Annotated in this window: 21 protein-coding genes and 1 pseudogene; 10 read left to right on the top strand and 12 right to left on the bottom strand. The window is 71.1% G+C overall.

All coding sequences use genetic code 11. From position 1 onward, the window contains the following. Positions 1-109 precede the first annotated feature (109 nt). A complete protein-coding gene (aroF, locus tag ABIE44_RS01790) occupies positions 110-1,156 on the bottom strand; it encodes a 3-deoxy-7-phosphoheptulonate synthase (RefSeq protein WP_209713192.1) in 1,047 nt (348 codons plus the stop codon). 71 nt (positions 1,157-1,227) lie between these two features. Further along, positions 1,228-1,803: a TetR/AcrR family transcriptional regulator gene (locus tag ABIE44_RS01785; RefSeq protein WP_209713194.1), complete on the bottom strand. Its 576-nt coding sequence runs from the start codon at positions 1,801-1,803 to the stop codon at positions 1,228-1,230. A gap of 115 nt (positions 1,804-1,918) precedes the next feature. Between ABIE44_RS01785 and ABIE44_RS01780 the strand changes: the two genes are divergently transcribed. Then, on the top strand, positions 1,919-3,421 hold the full coding sequence (locus ABIE44_RS01780; RefSeq protein WP_354437764.1) for an MFS transporter: 1,503 nt from the start codon (positions 1,919-1,921) through the stop codon (positions 3,419-3,421). Positions 3,422-3,534: 113 nt separating this feature from the next. Here the strand turns inward: ABIE44_RS01780 and pknB are convergent, their stop codons facing one another. Continuing rightward, positions 3,535-5,625, bottom strand: coding sequence for a Stk1 family PASTA domain-containing Ser/Thr kinase (pknB, locus tag ABIE44_RS01775; protein ID WP_209713196.1), 2,091 nt, complete (start codon positions 5,623-5,625; stop codon positions 3,535-3,537). 95 nt (positions 5,626-5,720) lie between these two features. Between pknB and ABIE44_RS01770 the strand changes: the two genes are divergently transcribed. Further along, positions 5,721-6,098 (top strand): Rv2175c family DNA-binding protein, encoded by a 378-nt coding sequence (locus tag ABIE44_RS01770; RefSeq protein ID WP_209713198.1) that lies wholly within the window; start codon positions 5,721-5,723, stop codon positions 6,096-6,098. A gap of 3 nt (positions 6,099-6,101) precedes the next feature. Here ABIE44_RS01770 and ABIE44_RS01765 read toward each other — a convergent pair whose 3' ends face one another. Beyond that, positions 6,102-6,386: a hypothetical protein gene (locus ABIE44_RS01765; protein WP_209713200.1), complete on the bottom strand. Its 285-nt coding sequence runs from the start codon at positions 6,384-6,386 to the stop codon at positions 6,102-6,104. Between the two features lie 7 nt (positions 6,387-6,393). Continuing rightward, entirely contained in the window at positions 6,394-7,488 is a 1,095-nt protein-coding gene (locus ABIE44_RS01760; RefSeq protein WP_354437763.1) for a polyprenyl synthetase family protein, read from the bottom strand. Positions 7,489-7,520: 32 nt separating this feature from the next. On the opposite strand from ABIE44_RS01760, the gene metF reads away from it, so the two are divergent. Then, on the top strand, positions 7,521-8,411 hold the full coding sequence (gene metF / locus ABIE44_RS01755; RefSeq protein WP_209713202.1) for a methylenetetrahydrofolate reductase [NAD(P)H]: 891 nt from the start codon (positions 7,521-7,523) through the stop codon (positions 8,409-8,411). Between the two features lie 94 nt (positions 8,412-8,505). On the opposite strand, the gene ABIE44_RS01750 is transcribed toward metF, so the two are convergent. After that, the gene (locus tag ABIE44_RS01750; protein ID WP_209713204.1) at positions 8,506-9,810 is read right to left on the bottom strand and encodes a phytoene desaturase family protein; all 1,305 of its coding nucleotides are present in this window, start codon (positions 9,808-9,810) and stop codon (positions 8,506-8,508) included. Between the two features lie 35 nt (positions 9,811-9,845). After that, entirely contained in the window at positions 9,846-10,427 is a 582-nt protein-coding gene (locus ABIE44_RS01745; protein WP_209713206.1) for a DUF4126 domain-containing protein, read from the bottom strand. 70 nt (positions 10,428-10,497) lie between these two features. Here ABIE44_RS01745 and ABIE44_RS01740 point away from each other — a divergent pair, with 70 nt between their 5' ends. Next, positions 10,498-11,127, top strand: coding sequence for a pyridoxamine 5'-phosphate oxidase family protein (locus ABIE44_RS01740; protein WP_209713208.1), 630 nt, complete (start codon positions 10,498-10,500; stop codon positions 11,125-11,127). A gap of 19 nt (positions 11,128-11,146) precedes the next feature. On the opposite strand, the gene ABIE44_RS01735 is transcribed toward ABIE44_RS01740, so the two are convergent. Then, on the bottom strand, positions 11,147-11,500 hold the full coding sequence (locus ABIE44_RS01735; RefSeq protein WP_209713210.1) for an ArsC/Spx/MgsR family protein: 354 nt from the start codon (positions 11,498-11,500) through the stop codon (positions 11,147-11,149). Between the two features lie 137 nt (positions 11,501-11,637). Then, positions 11,638-12,009: pseudogene (locus tag ABIE44_RS01730) on the bottom strand (YbaK/EbsC family protein); the annotation flags it as partial. Positions 12,010-12,212: 203 nt separating this feature from the next. Here ABIE44_RS01730 and ABIE44_RS01725 point away from each other — a divergent pair. The 5 genes from ABIE44_RS01725 (at position 12,213) to ABIE44_RS01705 (ending at position 15,814) form a co-directional block, all read left to right on the top strand. Beyond that, complete coding sequence (locus ABIE44_RS01725; protein ID WP_209713213.1) at positions 12,213-12,581, top strand: DUF6504 family protein; 369 nt, start codon at positions 12,213-12,215, stop codon at positions 12,579-12,581. A gap of 6 nt (positions 12,582-12,587) precedes the next feature. Continuing rightward, positions 12,588-13,019, top strand: coding sequence for an SAV_6107 family HEPN domain-containing protein (locus ABIE44_RS01720; RefSeq protein ID WP_209713215.1), 432 nt, complete (start codon positions 12,588-12,590; stop codon positions 13,017-13,019). A 143-nt stretch (positions 13,020-13,162) separates the two neighbouring features. Then, positions 13,163-13,882, top strand: a complete 720-nt coding sequence (locus ABIE44_RS01715; protein ID WP_209713217.1) for a methyltransferase — start codon at positions 13,163-13,165, stop codon at positions 13,880-13,882. A 123-nt stretch (positions 13,883-14,005) separates the two neighbouring features. Further along, on the top strand, positions 14,006-15,205 hold the full coding sequence (gene dinB, locus ABIE44_RS01710) for a DNA polymerase IV (RefSeq protein ID WP_354437762.1): 1,200 nt from the start codon (positions 14,006-14,008) through the stop codon (positions 15,203-15,205). Positions 15,206-15,334: 129 nt separating this feature from the next. Beyond that, positions 15,335-15,814 carry an SCO2097 family morphological protein gene (locus tag ABIE44_RS01705; protein ID WP_209713219.1) on the top strand — a complete coding sequence of 160 codons (480 nt, stop codon included), beginning with the start codon at positions 15,335-15,337 and terminating at the stop codon, positions 15,812-15,814. 34 nt (positions 15,815-15,848) lie between these two features. On the opposite strand, the gene ABIE44_RS01700 is transcribed toward ABIE44_RS01705, so the two are convergent. Genes ABIE44_RS01700 through ABIE44_RS01690 form a run of 3 tightly spaced genes read right to left on the bottom strand, consistent with a single transcriptional unit; the run spans position 15,849 to position 20,465 of the window. After that, positions 15,849-18,188 carry a transglutaminase TgpA family protein gene (locus ABIE44_RS01700; RefSeq protein WP_209713221.1) on the bottom strand — a complete coding sequence of 780 codons (2,340 nt, stop codon included), beginning with the start codon at positions 18,186-18,188 and terminating at the stop codon, positions 15,849-15,851. After that, entirely contained in the window at positions 18,185-19,465 is a 1,281-nt protein-coding gene (locus tag ABIE44_RS01695; RefSeq protein WP_209713224.1) for a DUF58 domain-containing protein, read from the bottom strand. Before ABIE44_RS01695 ends, ABIE44_RS01700 begins: the two co-directional genes overlap by 4 nt. Before the next feature lie 7 nt (positions 19,466-19,472). Beyond that, complete coding sequence (locus tag ABIE44_RS01690) at positions 19,473-20,465, bottom strand: AAA family ATPase (RefSeq protein ID WP_354437761.1); 993 nt, start codon at positions 20,463-20,465, stop codon at positions 19,473-19,475. Between the two features lie 200 nt (positions 20,466-20,665). Between ABIE44_RS01690 and mraZ the strand changes: the two genes are divergently transcribed. Further along, positions 20,666-21,094: a division/cell wall cluster transcriptional repressor MraZ gene (gene mraZ, locus ABIE44_RS01685; protein WP_209713227.1), complete on the top strand. Its 429-nt coding sequence runs from the start codon at positions 20,666-20,668 to the stop codon at positions 21,092-21,094. Positions 21,095-21,266 lie beyond the last annotated feature (172 nt).

Raw genomic sequence — 21,266 nt, 5'->3', positions numbered from 1 at the left:
TCTCCACGGTTCTGAGCTTCGGAGGCTCAAAATCGACTATGGCCTTGGGGATCTGGACCGAGGGGTGTCACGCACAAGTCGACGGGGCGGCTCTCGCACCGCCCGGGCTTCAGCGTCGGACCCGTTCTCCGGCGTCGACGCGCCCGACGACCGGCGGGATCTGGCGCACGGCCTGGGCCAGGGCGCGCAGCTCGTTGCCGAGCAGCGCCTGCGGACCGTCGCACAGCGCCGTCTCCGGGTCCGGGTGCACGTCGACGATCACACCGTCGGCGCCGACCCCGATGGCCGCCTTCGACAGCGGCACGACCAGGTCCTTGCGGCCGCCGGCGTGCGACGGGTCGACGATGATCGGCAGGTGGCTGATGCCCTGGATCACCGGGACGGCCGAGATGTCGAGGGTGTTCCGGGTGGACGGCTCGAAGGTCCGGATGCCGCGCTCGCAGAGCACGACGTCGAGGTTTCCGCGCTGGGCGATGTACTCCGCCGCCATCAGCCACTCCTCGATGGTGGCGGTCATGCCGCGCTTGAGCAGCACGGGCTTGCCGGCGTCACCGACTGCCTGGAGCAGCCCGAAGTTGGCCATGTTGCGGGTGCCGATCTGGAGCATGTCGGCGTGCTCGGCGACCACCGTCACGTCCCGGGCGTCGACGACCTCGGTCACGATCGGCAGACCGGTCGTCTCGCGGACGTCGGCCAGGATCTCCAGGCCCTTCACTCCGAGACCCTGGAACGCGTACGGCGACGTCCGCGGCTTGTAGGCGCCCCCGCGCAGCAGCGTCGCGCCGGCGGCCTTGGCCATCTCGGCGGCCTCCAACGTCTGCGTCGGTGTCTCGACCGCGCACGGGCCGGCGATGAACGTGAAGGTCTCGGGACCGATCGGCACCTGGTGGCCAGCAGGGCCGACCCAGACCGTCGAGCGGTCCGGGTGGTGCTGGCGACTGACCAGCTTGAAGGGATCGGAGATGCGGTGCACGGCGGCGACGCCGGCCATGCTGCGCAGGTTCAGGCCGTGGAACGACTCGATGTCGCCGACCAGTCCGATGATCGTCCGGACCACCCCGCGGGACACGAATGCCTGCCCGCCGACTCCCTCGACGCGCTCCGTGACGTGGGCGATCTGCTCGTCAGTGGCATCAGGGGCCATCACCACAACCATGGGGCAGACCCTAGTGCGGGCGTCCACCAGCCGGACACTGATTTCGGCCCGCGAGACGCCCGGCCGGTCCGCTACGTCGCGCGCAGACCATCCATGACGATCTTCAGGATGCGCTCGGTCTGCTCCCGGTCGAAGTTCGGCATCATCGTGCAGCCACCCACGAGGCGCAGCACGTCGGGTGAGGTGACGTCCGAGCGGATCTCGCCTGCTTCCTGCGCACGGGTCACGAGCACCTCGGCGTTGCCGTAGATGACTCCGCGCGAGTGCGTCATCAGCTCGGACTCGCGCCCGACGGCCTCGACGAGCTCGGCGAAGATGTGCCGCTTGGTCGCGGCGTAGTCCACGAAGGCTGCCAGCCACAGCTCCAGCGCCTCGACAGGGGAGTGGTTCGGGATCACCTTCTCCGCGGCTTCCCGCAGGAGATCGACCTCGTCGCGGTAGACGGCCTCGAGGAGGTCCAGACGCGTCGGGAAGTGTCGGTACAGCGTGCCGATGCCGACGCCGGCGGCCTTGGCGATCTGCTCGAGGGAAGCCTCGCCGCCCTCGGCGGTGAACACGTCCCGGGCAGTGGTGACCAGCTTGGCTCGGTTGCGCGCGGCATCGGCCCGAAGCTTGGGCGCGCCGTCGGCGGGCGTCGCATCAGTCATTCCACATGTCCCTTGCATAAACGGAGGCACCCTCCGTATAGTAAGTGGAGGCGCCCTCCATATATTACCTCAGCCCACCGGCTGAACAACCCTTCACCCAAAGGCGGATCACACCGTGTCCGAACAACTTATCGCCGAGAACCCGGCGACCTCTGCACCAGACGAGACCGAGCACATCAAGAACCCGAGCCGTGACCGGCGTGGTCTGGTCCTGGCCACCATCCTCATCGCCCAGCTGATGGTCGTGCTCGACCTCAGCATCGTCAACGTGGCCCTGCCGAACATGCAGGAAGCGCTCGGCTTCAGTGCCACCGGGCTGTCCTGGGTCCTCAACGCCTACAGCCTGACCTTCGGCGGACTGCTCCTGCTGGGAGCGCGTGCCGGCGACCTGCTGGGTCGGCGCCCCACCTTCCTGGTCGGGATCGCGATCTTCACGCTCGCCTCCCTGGCCGGCGGGTTCGCCACCTCGGGAGCCGCCCTGGTCGTTTCCCGGGCGGTCCAGGGCCTGGGCGCGGCGCTCGCCGCTCCCGCGTCCCTGTCCCTGCTGACGACGATGTTCCCCGAGGGCCGGGAGCGCACCCGAGCGCTCGGTCTGTACACGGCCGTCTCGGTCGGCGGTGTGTCCTTCGGCCTCGTGGTCGGAGGCATCCTCACCGAGTTCGCCTCGTGGCGCTGGGTGATGCTCGTGAACGTCCCGATCGGCATCGCCGTCGCGACCACGGCGTGGCTCTCGGTCCCGCACACCCCGCGGCGCCGCGGCCGGTTCGACCTGGCCGGCGCGGTGACGTCCACCGCTGGTGTCTCCGGACTGGTCTACGGCTTCGTGCACGCGGCCTCGGCCGGTTGGAGCAGCGTGGTCACCCTGACGTCGGTCATCGGCGGTGTCGCCCTGGTGGTCGCCTTCATCGCGATCGAGCGTCGCGCCGACGAGCCGATCACCCCGCTCGGTTTGTTCGCGAGCCGGGTCCGCAGCGGGGCGCTGCTCGCTCGGATGTTCCTGATCGCCGGTGCGATGGGCGCGTTCTTCTACTTGACCCAGTACCTGCAGGACGTCCTGGAGTTCACGCCGATCCAGGCCGGGCTCGCGTTCCTGCCGATGACTGCGGGCGTGTTCCTCGCCTCGCAGTCGAGCTCCCGATTCCTCGTCGAGCGTCTCGGTGAGCGGATCGTGATGATCGTCGGTGGAGTTCTCAGCCTGGCCTCGTTGGTCTGGTTGACCCAGCTCGACGTGCACAGCGGGTACGGGGACGTGGTCGTCTCACTCGTGCTCCTCGGTCTGGGCAACGGCCTGGCCTTCGTCCCGCTGACGTCCTCGGCCCTGCACGGTGTCCAGCCGCACGAGGCCGGCGCTGCGGCCGGACTGGTCAACGTCGCCCAGCAGGTCGGCTCGGCCCTCGGGCTGGCAGGCTTGGTGACCGTCTCCGGTCACGCGGCCCGCAACGCCGACCCCGCAGGAGTCCTCGACGGTGTGCAGCACGCGCACGCGGTGTTCCTGTCCGGGGCGCACGCGGCCTTCGAGGCGGCGACGGTCATGCTCGTGGTGACGCTGTTCCTGGTCACGTTCGTGATCAGGCGGGGCCAGGTCGCCGAGGAGCCGGTGCCCGTCCTGGTCGACTGATCCGGGCCTGAGGCCGCCGGCCCCGGACCCGGCCCGGCCCGTGTCCCGAGCCCCGAGCCTCTGAACCTCGGGCCCCGGCACACGACGCTGGCGCCCTGCGCGAGCCCGTCGTCCTAGATGACCGTCAGGACGACGACGCTCCCGTGGGGCGCCAGCGTTCCGGCGTCCGGGTCCGAACCGGCGACCACGTTGTACCCGAGGTAGAGCGCGCTCTGGCGGACCTCGACCCGGAACCCGAGGCCCTCGAGCAGAGCCTGGGCCTCGGTGGCGCTCTTGCGCCGCACCTTCGGGATCTCGATCATCTCGACGCCCTTGGAGACGACCAGCGTGATCGTGTCCTTCTTGAAACCCTTGCCCGAGTTCGGGGTCTGCGAGATGACGTCCCCGGTCTTGACGGTGTCGCTGAAGTCCTCGGTCAAGCGGACCTGGAAGCCCAGCTCCTTGAGCTTCTTCTCGGCCGTCTTCGCCTTCTTGCCCGTGTAGTTCGGGATCGCCACCGGCTCCCGGCCCTTGCTGACGGTCAGGTCGATCAGCGTGCCCAGCGGCTGGTCCTCGCCGGCGGCGGGGTTGGACCGGATCACCTGTCCCTTGGGGATGGTCTCTGCGTACCGCTGGGTCACGGTGCCGACCTCGAGCTTCACGCCCTCGAGGATCGCGGTCGCCTCGGCCACGGTCTTCCCCTTCAATGTCGGGACGGCGGTGAGCTCGGGGCCCAGCGACACGACGACCGTCACGGTGTCGCCCTTGCCGATCCGGTCCCCGGGATCCGGGTTCGTGCCGATGATGGAGTCCTTCGCCACCTCGGTGGAGTACTCCGGGGTCCCGAGCCGCAGCTTCAGGTCGGCCCGGGCCAACCTGGTCTTCGCATCCGCGACCTGCAGACCTTCCAGCGACGGCACGGTCGTGTACCGGCCGAGCTGCCACGCGCCGACGCCAGCGGCCAGTGCCAGGACGAGGACGGCGACGAGCGCCCACATGCCGCGGCGCCGCGACCGGTCGCGCTTCGGCCCCGGGACGACGGGCTCCTCGGCGAGCGGACGTCGCGCCTCCGGCGGGAGCGGCGGCGGAACGGAGTCCCGTGTAGGCGGCCGGACCGATCCGGTGGGCAGAGGCCCGGTCCGCACGGGCCCGGTCCGCACGGGCCCGGTCCGCACGACCGGTTCGGTGTAGTCGTCGTAGTCCGCGTCGGCGGCCTGGTCGTAGACCTCGTCGTGGGCCCGGACCGCCGCGCGGTCCACCGGGATCACCCCGGTCGGGATGCTGTCGGGCTGGTGCCGCGAGCTCGGCAGCAGGTCGGCCACGAGCTCGGGATCGTCGACGATCCCGTGGTCCAGCGCCTGGCGCACCCGACGTACCTGGTGCAGCAGCACCCGCGCGTCGGAGGGGCGGAGGTCGCGGTCGCGGGCGGTCGCGCGCGCGACCAGCGCGTCGACGTACGCCGGCAGCTCCGGCACCCGCAGGGACGGCGCCGGGATGTCCTCGTGCACGTGCTTGTAAGCCACCTGGATCGGGTTCTCGGCCTGGTGCGGCTTGACCCCGGTGAGCATCTCGTAGATCAGCACCCCGGCGGCGTACACGTCGGAGCGGGCGTCGGCCCTGCCGTCGACGACGAGCTCGGGGGAGAGGTAGGACACCGTGCCGATGAGGACGCCGCCCGCCGCGGTGTGCTGCGTCTCCGCGTTGACGGCGCGGGCCAGCCCGAAGTCGGCGACCTTGACCCGGCCGTCGTCGGCGATCAGGACGTTCTCGGGCTTCACGTCCCGGTGGATGATGCCGGCGGCGTGCGCGGCGGCGAGCGCGGCCAGCACCGGCTCGATCAGCGCCAGGGCTCGGCCGGCGTCGATCGGGGCCTCGCGGCGGATCACGTCGCGCAGGGTGATTCCCGGGACGTACTCCATCACCAGGAAGAGCGTGCCGCGATCGGCACCCTGGTCGAACACGGAGACGACGTTGTGGTGGGACAAGCGGGCGGCGGAACGCGCCTCGCGCTCGAAACGGGCGACGAACTCGGGGTCGTCGACGAGGCCGGCGTGCATCACCTTCACCGCGACGGTCCGCTCCAGGCGCAGGTCCTCGGCCTGGTAGACGGTCGCCATGCCGCCGCTCGCGACCTGCTCCCCGATCTGGTACCGGCCGTCGAGAACGCGCCCGATCAGCGGGTCGTCAGCACGACCCGTGTCCTTGCGCTCCACAGCGTCCTCCATCGTCGACCGGTGGGGAAGGTCCCGGTCAGTGCTGAAGTTTAGTTGCTCGGGACCCGGAATCGCGGGAGCGCGGCCCTTGCTGGCAGCATGGTCTCGTGACCGATTCCACCGCTCCCGGCGACGTCGACCTGTCCGAGCTGATCACCGACTGGCTCGACTGGAAGGGCGCGGCAGCTGAGCTGGGCGTCACCGTGAGCAAGGTCCGGCAGTACATCCGCGAGCACCAGCTCGCCGCCGCGGTGCCCGCTCCCGGCCTCGGACAGCTGGTCCCGGCCGAGCTCATCATGGACGGTGCCATCGTCAAGGGCGTCCCGGGACTGCTCACGACGCTGCACGACGGCAACTTCGAGGACCGCGAGATCCTCGCGTGGATGTTCACCGCGGACGACTCGCTCCCGGGGCGCCCGATCGACGCGCTGCGCGAGAACCGTGGGTCCGAGGTCAAGCGTCGAGCCCAGGCGATGTCGCTGTAGGCCTCACTCGTTTCGGTGCAGCCGCTTCGGGCTGTCAGGCAGCGCTGCCGGGGGCAGCACCAGCGGCGGAGCAGCGTCCGGTACGACGTCGTCGAGCCAGCCGTCGTGCTGGTCGACGAGCAGCTCGAGCACGATCGCCGGGGCATCGGTCAGCACCGCCCAGGGGTGGTCCTCGTCGTCGTCCTCGCCGGCGTACCGCTCCCGGGCGACCTCGACCTCGTAGCCGTCGGCGGCCAGCTGCCGCTCGACGTCACGAGCCGCGTCCTCGTCGAAAAAGATCCCGCGCACCGGCGTCCTAGAACCCGCGCTGGGTCGCAGCGGCGGCCAGCTCGCGCAGGACGCTGCGGGCCTCGTCGCGGACGTCGGCCACCTCCAGCGCCGCCAGAGCCCTGTCGGTCAGATCGGTGATCATCTCCTCCACCTGCGCCTCGGCACCGCTCGCCCGGATCAGGCGGCGCAGCCCGGCCACCTCGTCCTCGGTCAGCGGACCTCCCAGGCTGCTGTCCAGGTGCGCGCGGTCGGCCGGCCCGAGGCCGTCGAGCGCCAGCGCGATCAGCACGGTGCGCTTGCCCTCGGAGAGGTCGTCGCCGGCCGGCTTGCCGGTCACCGCAGGATCCCCGAAGACGCCGAGCAGGTCGTCGCGCAGCTGGAACGCCTCGCCCAGGGGAAGGCCGAAGCGGGTCAGCTGCTCGATCACCTCCGGCGAAGCTCCGGCCAGCGCGGCGCCCAGGTGCAGCGGTCGCTCGATGGAGTACTTGGCCGACTTGTAGCGGACCACCTGCATCGCGACCTCGACGTCGGTGGTGCCACGGGCCTGCGCCGAGACGTCGAGGAACTGGCCCGTGACCACCTCGGTGCGGGTCAGGTCGAAGAAGCCGAGCGCGGCGAGCACCCGCTCGGCCGGCAGCCCGCAGGTGCGCAGCAGCTCGTCGGACCAGGACAGCAGCAGGTCGCCGAGGAGGATGGCCGCGGAGGCGCCGTACTGGGCCGCGTCGGCGTTCCAACCCCGCTCGCGGTGCAGGGTCTCGAAGGCGCGGTGCGTGGCCGGACGGCCACGGCGGACGTCGGAGGCGTCCATGTAGTCGTCGTGCACCAGCGCGCTCGCGTGCAGCAGCTCGAGCGAGGCGCAGGCGCGGAGCAGAGCGGTCGCCGTGGCATCGTCGGTCGGCTCGGCCAGGGCCCGAAAACCCCACCAGCAGAAGGCGGCCCGGAAGCGCTTCCCGCCGGAGACGCTGACCCGCGCGTGCTCGACCAACCGGTCGGCGTCCTCGCCGAGCGCCGAGAGCCAGGTCGCCTGGTCGTCGATGAAGCGCTGGACGCACTCCTCGATGCCGTCGCGGAACGCCCCGGGGTCCCAGGTGGGCAGCACGACTTCCTGAGACTCGGTCACGCGCCGAGCGTATCGCTCGTATTCTCACTGCCATGGCGACGGGACGACCTGACAGCATCGCGACCCTCCTGGGTCAGGGCGAGCGCTCCTTCTCTTTCGAGTTCTTTCCTCCCAAGGACGAGGCCGGCGAAGAAGTGCTGTGGCGCTCCCTGGGCGAGCTGGAGGAGCTGAAGCCCACCTTCGTCTCCGTCACGTACGGCGCCGGCGGTACCACCCGTGACCGGACCATCGAGATCACGGGTCGGATCGCCCGGGAGACCTCGATGACGCCGATGGCGCACCTGACCTGCGTCGGCCACACCGTCGAGGAGCTCGGCGAGATCCTCGACTCCCTGGCAGATGCCGGGGTTTCCAACGTGCTGGCGCTGCGCGGTGACCCGGCCGGTGGTCCCGGAACGGCGTGGGTCAGCACCGAGGGTGGTGTCGACTACGCGGCCGACCTCGTCGGCCTGGTGAAAGCGCGGGACCAGTTCTCGATCGGCGTGGCGGTGTTCCCCGAGGGCCACCGCGACTCGACCTCGCTGGACTCCGACGTCGCGGTCATGAAGGCCAAGTACGACGCGGGCGCCGAGTTCGGCGTCACGGAGATGGTGCTGCGTGCGTCGGACTACTTCGGTCTGGTCGAGCGCAGCCGCGCCGCCGGTATCGACATGCCGATCATCCCGGGCATCATGCCGATCCTGGCGATCGGCTCGATGAAGAAGATGGTCGAGCTCTCCGGGCGGGAGATGCCGCAGGAGGTCCTCGACCGCATCGAGCCGCTGGCCGACAACCCCGAGGCGGTGCGCGCCGAGGGCATCCGGATCGCCACGGAGCTCTGCGACGACCTGCTCGCCGGCGGCGCGCCGGGCCTGCACTTCTACACGCTGAACCGGAGCAAGGCGACCCGCGAGATCTACGCCGCTCTCGCCGTCAACGCGTGACGGTTTCACACCATCTGGTGTGAAACCTCGCGAACTGCCCGAAGTATCAGGCTGTTCTGTCGGTTTCCCACCACCTGGTGTGAAACCGACACGCCTAAGCGGGCCCGATCAGCTGGGCCACCAGCGCTGCCGAGAGGCCGACGCTGGGAAGGCCTGCTCCCGGGGTCGTGTGCGCGCCGGCGAGGTACACCCCGCTGATCGGTGACTGCGTGCCGACGCGGTGCTTGACGGTGCCGCGGCCCTGCCACAGCACCCCGAACGGCGAACCGTTCCAGTGCTCGACGAGCTCGCGCGGGGACCGGTCGACCCGGACCTCGACCTGGTCGCGGACCCGGATGCCGCGCCGGGCGAGCGCGGTCACGATGTCCTCGGCGAGCTGGCCCCGGCCGAGCAGGGTCCAGGCGTGCGCGCCCTCGGGTGCCGTGCCCGTCGTCCGCAGCACGATGGTGGGGTCGCCGTGCAGGACGACCTCGTGCGGCAGGTCGGGCACCTCACCGGTGACGCCGATGTACGACATCACCGGCGGGATCGCCGGCATCGTGCGCTCGACGTGTTTGGCGAGCGCGGGCAGGCGGCGCGGGTCCATCGCCACCACCACGGCGTCGGCGGCGTGGTCACCGGACTCCGTCCGTACGGCGACCACGGCGCCGTTCTCCACGACCAGGTCCAGAGCCGTGCTCCCGCTGACGACGGTGACGCCGCGGGTGCTCAGACGGTCGGCGAGCACGTCGACGAGCTGCCCCATGCCCCCCGGGAGCGTCCAGGCGCCGAAGTTCTGCTCGACGTAGGACCAGACACCGACCCAGGCCGGCACGTTGCGCGGGTCGTGCCCCTCGAACTTCGCCGCGTGCATCGCGAGCAGCTGGAGGCGCTTGTCCTTGAACTCCTTGGTGACCATCTTGTGCAGCGTCAGGCGGGTCTCGAGCAGGGCAAGCGTCTGCTTGGCGGCGTGCTCGGGGAAGAACGGACGCTCGAACCAGTCCTTGCGCAGGACCTCCCACACCTCGGCGAAGTCGTCGACGTAGCTCGTCCACTTCTCCCCGGCGCCGTTGCCGAACGCGCGCTCGACAGCCTCGAGCTGGGCAGCGCGACTGCCGCCGGGAAGGTCGAGCACGGTCTCGTCCTCGAACCGGTGCCGCGCCACCGGCTCGACGGGGACGAGGTCGATCTCCTTCTCGGCGGGGCGTCCTGACTTGCGGAAGAAGTCCCGGATCACCGCCGGCAGCAAGGTGCTGGTCGGGCCCTCGTCCCAGCGGAACCCGTCCTTCTCGACGTACCCGAGCGCACCACCCAGGGTGTCGCGCGCCTCGAGCAGGGTCACCTCGTGGCCGAGCTTGGCCAGCCGGGCCGCACTCGCCAGTCCGCCGAACCCGCCACCGATCACCACTACGCGCGCCATGCGCACACCTTAGGGGTGTGTGCCAGCGGTCGGCCTCAGGCCGGCGCGGTCCTGTTCTTCCAGCGTCTCCAGCCGCGGCGGACCAGCCTGAGTGCGAGCCGCAGCAGCACCAGCCCGACGACGAGCAGCACCAGGCAGACGGCGCCGGCCAACCAGGGGTGCCGGATCGCGACCAGGACGATGCCGACCACCGCGATGTCCTCGACCAGGCTGGCAGCGATGTTGGTGAAGGGCTCGGGGGAGGTGTTCAGCGCCAGTCGGCCCCCCGCCTTGACGCTGTGGCTCGCGAGGGCGGTGCCGCCGCCGAGCGCGGCGTACCCGGCCTGCTCCAGCGAGGTCGCGTCCCCCGAGACCAGCAGGGCGATCGTGGTGCCGATGGCAGGACGGACGATCGTGGAGATCGCGTCCCAGGTGGAGTCGACGTACGGGATCTTGTCGGCGAAGAACTCGATCGAAGCCATCACCGCGGCGGCGAGGAGCACCTCGGTGCGTCCGAGTGCGTCGGGAAGGTCGGCGAACGAGCCGAACCGCTCCGAGAGGCCGAGCACGAGGACAGCCAGGTAGGCGTTGACGCCGCTGGCCCAACCGCTGGAGAACACCAGGGGGAGAAGGTCCATGGCGAGAGGCTATCCGGCGTTATTCGGTCGAGCCGGGTCCCGCTCGCGGCGTACCGTCAGCCGGGTGGAGATGACCGAGATCGCTGACCTGGACGCCTTGGTGGCCCTCATCGGGGAGCCGCTGCCGCGCGCCCGGGACAAGGCCAGGCACGCGCTGACCGACCTCGACCGCGACTGGCTCGCGGCGTCCCCGTTCTGCGTGATGGCCACGTCGTCGGCGGACGGTGCCTGCGACGCCTCGCCGAAGGGCGACCCGGCCGGCGACCTGGTGCACGTGATCGACGACGTCACGATCGCGATCGCCGAGCGACCGGGCAACCGGAGGGCGGACGGGTACAAGAACATCCTTGAGAACCCGCACGTCGGGCTCACCTTCTTCATCCCCGGTCGCGGTGACACGCTGCGGGTCAACGGGCGTGCCCGACTCGTCTCGGACGCACCGTTCTTCGACCAGATGGTGGTCAAGGGCCACCGACCGGTCCTGGCCGTCGTCGTCGACATCGACGAGCTGTTCCACCACTGCGCCAAGGCCTTCCTGCGGTCGGGTCTGTGGGAACCGGAGACCTGGGACCCGACCGGCACCGTGCCGCGCCGCGCGGTGATCGCCCAGCGGCTCGACGCCTCCGAGCTCAGCCTGGAGGAGCTCGACGAGTACTACGGGGAGCAGTACACGGCGGGTCTCTACGGCCCGACCCCCTAGTCGGGCACCACCCGGCTCGTCAGCCGCGCTCGACGATCGCCTTCAGCGTCTCGGCGTCGCGCGCGACCACCGTGGTGCCGTCGGTGGCGGTGACGATGGGTCGCTGGATCGTGCGCGGGTTCGCGACCATCGCGGCGATCCAGTCCTCGCGGTGGGCGGCGTCGCGGGGGAGGTCGATGCCGGCCTCCCGGGTCTCGGCCGTCCGCGCGACGTGCCAGGGGTCGAGCCCCATCCGGTCGAGGACCTCGCGCAGCTCGGCGACCGACGGTGGGTCGTCGAGGTAGCGCCGGACGGTGTACTCGATACCGGCGGCGTCGAGCTCGTCGGTCGCAACCCGGCACTTGCTGCAGGCAGGGTTGATCCAGATCTCCATCGGGTCCTCAGTTCACGTCGATCTCGGTGGCCCCGGTCAGGGCGAGCAGCTCGGGGTAGTCGGTGGAGAAGACCGCCGCCGGGTGCGCCGGCCGCGGCCCAGAGCACGTCGTACGACGCCAGGGCGCGGTCCAGGTAGGTGCGGATCGGAGCCGGGTGGGCGATCGGGGAGACGCCCCCGATCACCTGGCCGGTGTGCTCCTTGACGAACTCGGGCTTCGCGCGGCGCAGGGCGCTCGCTCCGATGGCGGCGGCCACCAGCTCCACGTCGACGCGGTGCGCGCCCGAGGTCAGGATCAGGACCGGTTCGAGGTCGCCGGACTCCGCCGGTGCGGCGAAGAGCAGGCTGTTGGCGATCGCGCCCACCGCGCAGCCGAGCGCCTCGGCGGCGAGCGCGGCCGTGTGCACCGAGTCGGGGAGCACGACGATCCGGCCTGCGCCGCCGAGCTCGGTCAGCCGGGCGCGGAAGCGGGCGATCGAGGGGTGCTCGTCCTGGGACTGCTCGGTCATGCGGCGAACGTATCCCAGGTGCCGCGCGGGGGCTTGACGTGGTGTCGGTGGGGAGGTGTACCTTGGATTCATTCGAACAGATGTTCGAATGACGCTCCGGTGGAGGGTGACTTCGACCCCCACTCTCCACCGGAGCACCGACACAACCGGTGACGGCCGAGGAGATGGGAAGGAGCAAGACGGTGCAGACATACCAAGACCTGGTGGAGGTTCGGAAGGGTCCTGTCCCCGGCTACGGGGCGGACGGCCCGGGCTCCGTCCTGACCGACCTCCGGCCTGACCTGCGGCTCGACCCCCTGCCCGAGGACGGCCCGCAGCAGTTCCTGTGGCGCGGCCGGCTCTGGCAGGTGCGCGAGATCTTGTCGCACTGGGTGGAAGCCGGCGCCTGGTGGCTCCGGCGACCCGAGGACGCTCCCGGCCGGTCCGCCCTGATGACCGAGCGCCTCGTCTGGCGCGTGACCGCGGCCCGCGGTCGCGCCGTCGCCACCGAGGACGACCCGGGTTTCGGCGTCTTCGACCTCACCTTCGACGGAGCCGAGGGCGTCTGGCGCCTGGCCGGCTCGCTGGACTGAGACCCGATGTCCTACCAGTCCCGACCTGCGATGAACGTCCAGCTCCCGGCCGCGACGCACTCCTACCTCGAGCGCTCGGCGGAGTCCTTGCGCGAGGCCATCACCTCCGACGACGTGCCGCAGCGGTACGCGCTGGCGCACGTGTCGGCACTGCGGGCGACTGCGGCGCTGCTGGCCGCCCGCACCCAGCCGACGCCGGTCGCACGCCGACGCCAGAAGAACGCCTGGGTGCTGCTCGCCGAGGTCGCGCCGGAGTTCAGCGAGTGGGCCGCGTTCTTCTCCTCGGGCGCCCAGAAGCGGTCGGCCGCCGAGGCTGGTTCGCGCCGTGCCGTGACCGAGCGCGAGGCCGACGACCTCGTCCGTGACGCCGACCGCTTCCTCGCGCTCGTCGAGACGTCCTTGGGGCTGGTCGAGCACCAGTCCATTCGCGTGGCCTGACGTCGCCATGCACGGCACCGGGCCGCGTGGTCGTCGCGTGAGCTCGCTGCGCACGAAGGAGCCCTGCGCCCTCCGCCGTGCCCTGCGCCGCACCTGGCAACGTCAGGACTCGACGTTGGTCGAGGTGCCCTAGTGTTTGAGGCATGGACCCTGAGCGCCCTCTGGAACGCCGAGCCTCCGTGCGGACGGCGGTCCTCTGGGACACCTGCCGTGCCCGGCTCGACCAGGCTGCCGACCAGACCGTGGTCGACATCGGCGGTGGCACGGGCGGGTTCGCGGTCCGGGTGGCCGAGCTCGGCCACGAGGTCACGGTCATCGATCCCAGCCCCGACGCGCTCGCGGCCCTGGGTCGTCGCGCCGCCGAGCGTGGCGTCGCCGACCGGGTCATCGCCGAACAGGGTGACCTCGCCTCGCTCGGCGAGCTGGTCGAGGCCGGTAGCGCTGACCTGGTGCTCTGCCACGACGTGCTCGGGCTGGTCGCCGACCCGGCCGAGGCGCTCGCCACGATCCACGCCGCGCTGCGTCCTGGCGGAGCGCTCAGCCTCCTCGTCAACCAGCGGCACGCGGCCGTGCTCGCCCGGGCGATGGCTGGTCAGTTCGACGCCGCTCGCGCAGCCCTCGACGACTCGACGTCGCCCGAGGGTCGGTTCACCGCGGACGAGGCCGAGGGCCTTCTCGTCGACGCCGGCTTCACCGTCACCGACGTGCAAGGCATCCGCGTCTTCGCGGACCTCGTCCCCTCGACGCTGCTGGACCTGGAGCCGGGCGCCGTCGCCGGGTTGGTCGAGCTCGAGCGCGCGGTGGCCGGTCGTACCGAGTTCTTCGCCCTGGCCGGTCAGATCCACCTCCTCGCCACCGCCTGAGTCGCCGCCTGCGCCGCCTCCTGAGTCGACTCCTGAGAGCTCGCAGGTTCAGGGGTGGTGGCTGGCAAGGCGGAGCGCAGCAAAGCGGACGTCGGCTGACGACAGCGCAACCAGGCGCAGCGCGTGAACCCGCAGGACGGGTCGGAGGAGTGCCACATCCTCCACGTCGACATGGACGCGTTCTACGCCTCGGTGATGCTGCGCGACCGACCCGACCTCCACCACGTCCCTGTCCTGATCGGAGGGGGACACCGCGGTGTGGTGCTCGCCGCCAACTACCCGGCCCGCGACTTCGGGGTCCGCTCCGGGATGTCCGGGCGCGAGGCGCAACGGCTCTGCCCGCAGGCGGTCCGGCTGTCCCCGGAGTTCAGCGAGTTCGAGGCCGTGTCGCGTTCGGTGATGGAGACCTTCCGGCAGGTCACGCCCCAGGTCGAGGCGTACTCGCTGGACGAGGCGTTCCTCGACGTCTCCGGCGCCGGACGACGGATGGGCACGCCGCTGCAGATCGCGGAGCGGTTGCGCGCCACGATCTACGACGAGCAGCGGATCACCTGCTCGGTCGGGCTGGCCGGCACGGTCTCGGTGGCCAAGCTCGCCAGTCGACGGGCCAAGCCCGACGGAGTGCTGATGGTCCCGCCCGACCGGGTCATCGAGTACCTGCACCCGCTCGACGTCGGCGAGCTCTTCGGAGTCGGGCCCAAGACCCGTGCCAAGCTGCACAAGCTCGGCCTGCTCACCGTGGGTGACATCGCCGCCATCGAGCTGCCCACCCTGAAGCTGATGGTCGGCAAGGCCTCGGGGGTGCACCTGCACGAGCTCGCCTGGGGCACCGACCGCAGCACGCTGACCCCGCGCCGCTCCGACGACGACCCCGAGCGCAGCATGGGGGCCGAGGAGACGTTCTCCCGCGACACCGCCGACCCCGACGCGATCAACGCCGAGCTGCTCCGGCTCGCCACCAAGGTCACGTCCCGGATGCGGCGCGCCGACCTGGTCGGGAGGACCGTGGCGATCCGGGTCCGGTACAGCGACTTCGAGACCATCACGCGGTCCCGGACGCTGCCTGACCCGACCGACGTCACCGCCGAGGTGTACGCCGCTGCGGCGGCGCTGTTCGCGGCCCTGCGCAACCAGCGCGGGATCCGCCTGGTGGGGGTCCGGGTCGAGGGGCTGCGGGCGCGGAGCAGCGCCGACCGGCAGATGACGCTGGGCGAGCGCGAACGGGGCTGGTCCGAGGCAGACCGCGCCGTGGACCGGGCGGGACAGCGCTTCGGGAGCGGAACGATCCGCCCTGCGACCCTGCTCGGGCGCCGCCGCCCGTGAGGAGCGTCCGGTCGCCCCGCCCGCGCAGGTCCCGACTTTCCCTATGAATTCGCGATCTCGGGTACCGCGTTGCCCAGTGCCTGCCTAGACTTGTGGTGTTGGATCACCATCTGTCCGTTGGAGGAACCCGTGCCGCTCTCGGAAGAAGAGCTCCGTCTGCTCGAGCAGATGGAACGCGCGCTCGCCGCGGAGGACCCCAAGTTCGTCTCCGCCCTTCAGGGCCGGACGCTCCGCCAGGCGGCGCGGATGCGCTCGCTGGCCGCCGGTCTCGTCTTCCTCGGCGGCATCGCGATGCTGCTCGGCGGCGTGATGACCGACGCCGGCACCGTCTCGGTCCTGCTCGGCGCTCTCGGCTTCGTCGTCATGCTGGCCTCCGCCATGGTGGGTCTCGCTGCGTGGCGGGGACACCAGGTTCCTGATGAGCGTCCGGCCGGTCCCGACGCCCTCTTCGACTTCGACGACCACCCGCACCGCTTCGAGGCGATCGACGGTGGTCGTGCCGGTCGCGTCAGCCGCCCGAAGCGTCAGCGTCGTCCGCGCAAGCAGGGCACGTTCATGCAGCGCATGGAGCAGCGCTGGCAGAACCGTCGCGACCAGGGCGGTTACTGAAAGCTCAGGTCTCGAGATCGAGCCCGGCACAGCCTCAGCGCAGGTCGCTGAGGCTGTTCTCGTTCCTGGCGGCCACGGCCCGGCCCGCGCCGGCGAACAGTGACCGCGGCGCCCACGCCGCGAGCCGTGCCTGTCGGGTGGTGACCGCCAGCTCGATCAGGTCCGACCACCGACCGACCGCTTCCAGCGCCTCGAGCCGGTCGAGCTCGTCCGGCTCGAACCTCTCCTGGTAGCGGGCACGCTCCACCAGGCGCACCAGCGTCTCCAGCACGGCGCGGTCCTCGGCGGTGCGGCTGCTGGTGTCCGAGCGGAACACCCGGTCCGCGACGAGGTCCGCGATCATCTGCGGCGACCGCGTCTCGGGCCAGGCGATGCCGTGGTCCAGGCAGGTGGCCCGGAGCTCGTCCCAGAGTCCTTCGACGTCGGCCCGCGGGTCGGCCTTGGGATCCAGGCGGCGCATCCGCTGGCGGTTCCGGAGCGCGCGCGGCGTGACCGCGGCCACCAGCAGGAGCAGCAGCGCACCGACCGCGATCGGCAGGACCGGGGTCGAGGTCGACCGGGTCGGCTCGACCGGGTCGACCTCGGCGTCCGGCTTCGCGGTCGGCGCCGGCGCGCTCGTCTCCGGTGCCTGCGTCGTCGTCGGCAGTGCCGGGTCCGGTCGGTCGACGTTGCCGCGGGTCCAGTTCGGAGCGCTCCCGGTCCGGGTGCTCGGCGTCGGTTCGAACCGCACCCACCCGTAGCCCCGGAAGTAGATCTCCGGCCAGGCGTGCAGGTCGTCGCTGGTGTAGGTCAGGTCGGTCCCCGAGGACTCGCTCGGGGAGAGGAACCCGACGACGACCCGCGCCGGGATGCCCAGCGACCGCGCCATCAGCGCCATCGTCGCCGCGAACTGCTCGCAGTACCCGACCTTGTCCGTCGTCACGAACCTGGCCAGCTGCTCGAGCCCCTCCCCGGCGGCCGGCGCGAGGGAGTAGGTGAAGCCGCCCTTGCTGCGGAACCAGTCCTGCAGCAGCACCGCCTTGGCGTACTGGGTCTTGCCCGCCGCGGTGATCTCCGTCGCGATGTCCGTGACGACCTTCGGCAGGTCCGGCGTCGCGGTCATCGTCTCCAGGACGTCCGGCGGGGGCGCCGGGGCCTGGTCGAGTGCGGCGGAGCTGAAGGCCGGGGTGAACGCCGTCAGCCGGTACCCGACCCCGGTCGGCGGGGTGTCGTCGACGTTGGCGATGTCGAGGAAATTCGGGTCGTAGCGCCAGTCGCCGTCGTCGATGCTGATCGTCCGGGTCGAGTACGGCGTCGGCAGCCAGGTGGTGCGGAAGGCACGGCTGGTCACGAGGTCCCAGCTCGAGCTGCTGCCCGGTCGACCCGGGCTCAGGCCTTCCGGTTCCGGGAGCCGACCGTCGGCCGCGTCCGCCGCCTCGAGGCTGCGCGGGGACGGCACCCAGGCGTCCTTGCGGAACCGGTCGAGGACGGTCAGGCGGACGTACGTCGGGTCGGACGCATCCGTCGTCGCGTCGAGCAGCGGCAGGTGGTCGTTGCGCACCAGGTCGCGGCGCAGGTTCACCAGCGGGTTGGTCAGCGACACGCTCTTGGCCTCGCCGGAACCGGTGCCGCCACCCTTGCCGGACTCGCGGAAGAACCCGTCGCCGACCGGTACGCCGAGGGACAGCACCAAGGCCGCCGCGGTCGTCGCCGCGCCGATGCCGAGCGCTGGTGCGCCCAGGGCGCCGAGCCGCAGCACCGGGTCGTCCTTGTTGACACCGCGCGTGTCGGAGGCGAGTCCCCAGGCCATCGCACGATCGGCCTCGAGCACCGCGAGCAGCAGCGCGAAGCCGAGCGCGGTGCCGACGTACACCGGGACCGGCAGGCCGCCGTCCAGAACACTGATCGGTATCGTGACCGCCACCAGGACCGGGAGGCCTGCCCACGCGGGGTGCCGCAGCCCGCAGGCCAGCAGGTCGACCAGCAGCACGACGCCGGCTCCGACGGCGATCAGGTAGACCGGCGCGTCGACGAAGCTCGCCGAGACCGGGGCCCCGTAGCTGTTGATCGCCTCGGCCCCGTCGCGGACCTGACCGAAGAGCTCGGCGAGACCGTGCGGCGTCGGGACCCACCCGCCGAGCAGGTCGTCGGCGCGCTGCCGGTGGTGGAACCAGACGGTCACGACGACCAGCTGCAGGGGGAGGACGGCGTACCAGCGGAGCCGCAGGACGCGCCCGGCCGAGCCGACCAGGGCGATCAGGAGAGCGGCGACGAGCGCCGGCCCGCTGAACTGTGCCGGGTGCTCGACCAGGCCGCGCCACGAGCAGATGGCGACCCACCCGAGGACGGCGGCGACCAGGGAGCCCGCGAGGGTGAAGGCGGTCCGCTCGGTCATCGGCCGAGCTCCTTCCACACCGCAGGCAGCGAGTCCGCGCGGTTCAGGTCGGTTGCCTTCCAGCCGCGCTCGCGGAGGTAGGTGGTGCTGGTCCCGGTCACGTCTCCGGCGAGCCGGTCGCGGGGTGACCAGGAGTCGACGGCGAGCGAGACGGCGTACGACGAGCTTCCTTGGGTGTGCAGCCGACCGAGGACCCGGCGGTCGTGGTCGTCCAGCGCGCCGAGGACGCCGATGAAGAGACCACCGGTGCCGCCCTCGTCGATCCAGGGAGTGCTGATCCGGGTCTCCGCGGTCGTGGCCAGGGCCGCGAGGTGCTCGAGGATCGGACCGGTCGACGCACCACCGGGCACGTCGTGCCAGGCGTGGTCGAGCTCGTTGCCGTCGGCGCTGACCAGACGCACCTGGAACCCGAGCCGGCTCAGGTGCACCGCGATCGACGCGGTCGCGGTCACCGCGCGCTCGAGGGAGGAGTCCGGTCCGCTGCCGCGGTGCGCGACCGCCCGGTTGTCGATGAAGAGCGTGCAGCGGGAGTGCCACGGCTGCTCCTCGCGACGCACCATCAGCTCGCCAGTGCGTGCCGTGCTGCGCCAGTGCACCCGGCGGAGGTCGTCACCGAGCCGGTACTCCCGGACACTCGTGTCCGCGGCGCTGCCGATGGAGAACGGGCGCGGACGGTTGTCGCCGCTCCCGGACCACGCGCCGATCGGTCCGATCACCGGCAGCGGCTCGACCACCGGGACGACGACCAGGGGAGTGGTCCGCGGGAAGGCCCGTTGCAGCGAGAGCATGCCGAACGGGTCGGCCACCTTCACCGACAGCGGGCCGACCTCGTAGATGCCGCGGACCTCGGCCTGGACCGGGTACTGGACCAGACGCTTGCGGCCGGACTGCATCCAGCCGATCAGGAACCGCGGTCGGTGACCCAGTGCCCAGGGAACCTGCTCCTCCACGAGCAGCAGCCCGGTCCGCGCGCCGACGTTGGTCAGGTGCAGCTGGACAGTCGTGCCCTGGCCGACCTCGACCACCGGTGCGGCGATGGTCCGGGTCAGGCTCAGCCGCGGTCCGGTGCGCGCGACCACCAGGGCGGTGACCACCGGGATCAGCAGCACCAGCACGCCGATCCGGACCAGGTCGCGCTCGCCGAGCGCCAGCCCGCACAACGCCGCCGTGACGCCGCCGGCCACGAAGGCACGTCCGCGCACGGTCAGCGTGCCCAACGTCGACCGCAGGCGCGAGGGCCGCCGTCCCGTCGTCCGCGCAGCGGTGGCCGTGGACATCGTCAGCTCAGCGGGGGACCGGCAGGGATGCCAGGATCGAGGCGAGGATGTCGCCGGGACCCCGGCCGCTCATCGCGGCGTCGACAGTCGGCAGCAGTCGGTGCGCGAGCACCGGTGACGCCAGTGCGTGCAGGTCGTCAGTGGTCACGAAGTCGCGGCCGTCCATCGCGGCCCAGGCCTTGCCGGCCCGGACCAGGTGCAACGTCGCGCGCGGTGAGGCGCCGAGCCGGAGCTCCGGCGAGGTGCGGGTCGCAGTCGCGATCGCCACGGCGTACTGCTGGACCGAAGGGCGTACGTCGACCTCCGAGACGATCGAGACCAGCTTGCGGATCTCGGCGGCGTCGGTGACCGGCTCGAGGTCGTCGATCGGGCTGGAGGTCGTGCGTGCCGAGAGCATCGCGATCTCGGCGGCCATCACCGGGTAGCCCATCGAGACCCGGGCCAGGAAGCGGTCGCGCTGCGCCTCGGGCAGTGCGTAGGTGCCCTCCATCTCCAGCGGGTTCTGGGTGGCGATCACCATGAAGGGGGACTCCAGGCCGAAGGTCTGGTTGTCGACGGTGACCTGCCGCTCCTCCATGCACTCGAGCATCGCGGACTGGGTCTTCGGCGAGGCGCGGTTGATCTCGTCACCGATGACGATGTTGGCGAAGATGCCGCCGGGGCGGAACTCGAAGTCCCGGGTCTCCTGGTTGTAGATCGAGACGCCGGTCAGGTCCGAGGGCAGCAGGTCCGGGGTGAACTGGATCCGGCGCACCGTCAGGTCGATGGAGCGAGCCAGCGCCTTGCTCAGCGTCGTCTTGCCGACGCCGGGGACGTCCTCGATCAGCAGGTGGCCCTCCGCGAGCAGCACCACCAGCGACATCCGGACGACGTCCGGCTTGCCCTCGATGACGCGCTCGACGTTCGCCTGCACCCGGTCCGTGACCGCTCTCAGTGCGGCCAGGTCGCTGCTGGGTGCTCCCGATCGCGCGCCTGCCGCTGGCTGCACTCGTTCCTCCATGGCCCTAGTCAACATCACCGCTCCACGTGGGGCGGCAGGACTGGGACGTCGGTGGGGGCCGATCGGTTCCGGGAGCTCGAAAACCGCCACCGCCAGAAATCTGGTGAGAAAGGGAGAGAAAGGGAGCGAAGGTGGTTGACGGTGGGGCGTTGTGGAGTAAAGTGGAGGAAAGTGGTGGAAGAGAAGGACGAGGTGGTGGGATGTTCTCCGGCACCTACCGCCCGAAGCTCGATGACAAGGGCCGTCTCTTCCTCCCGGCGAAGTTCCGCGAGGCGATGGGAGACGGGCTGGTGATCACCCGGGGGCAGGAGCGCTCGGTCGACGTGCGCACCCAGGCCGACTTCGACTCGTTCGCCGTCAAGCTGCAGAACGCGCCGCAGACCGACGCACGGCTCCGGCACCACACGCGGATGCTGTTCGCGCTCGCCTCGGACCAGAAGCTCGACAAGCAGGGCCGTTTCACGGTCACCCCGGAGCTGCGCGAGTACGCCGGCCTCTCCAAGGAGTGCGTCGTGATCGGCGTCTACAACCGGCTCGAGATCTGGGAGCCGGCCGCCTGGGCGGAGTACACCGCCGCCCAGGAGCAGGCGTTCTCGGACGTCGAGGAAGAGGTCTACCCGGGCCTCTGACCCACGTCAGGTTCCCGGCGCCCCACAACGCCCCACCAGAAGTCGCAGAACACAACTCAACACAGGTGATCGCCGGACCAGGCTCGTGTCCGCTCCCGCCTCACGGCCGTCTGTCGCACCTTCCCCGGTGACAGAAGACCGCTTCCCGAGGAGCGAGCGGACCCGAACCTGA

Origin of the sequence: Marmoricola sp. OAE513 (genome assembly GCF_040546585.1) — a bacterium.
In the GTDB taxonomy this organism is placed as follows: domain Bacteria; phylum Actinomycetota; class Actinomycetes; order Propionibacteriales; family Nocardioidaceae; genus Marmoricola.
The sequence above is the reverse complement of the archived record's forward strand: the minus strand, read 5'-3'. Positions and strand labels throughout refer to the sequence as shown.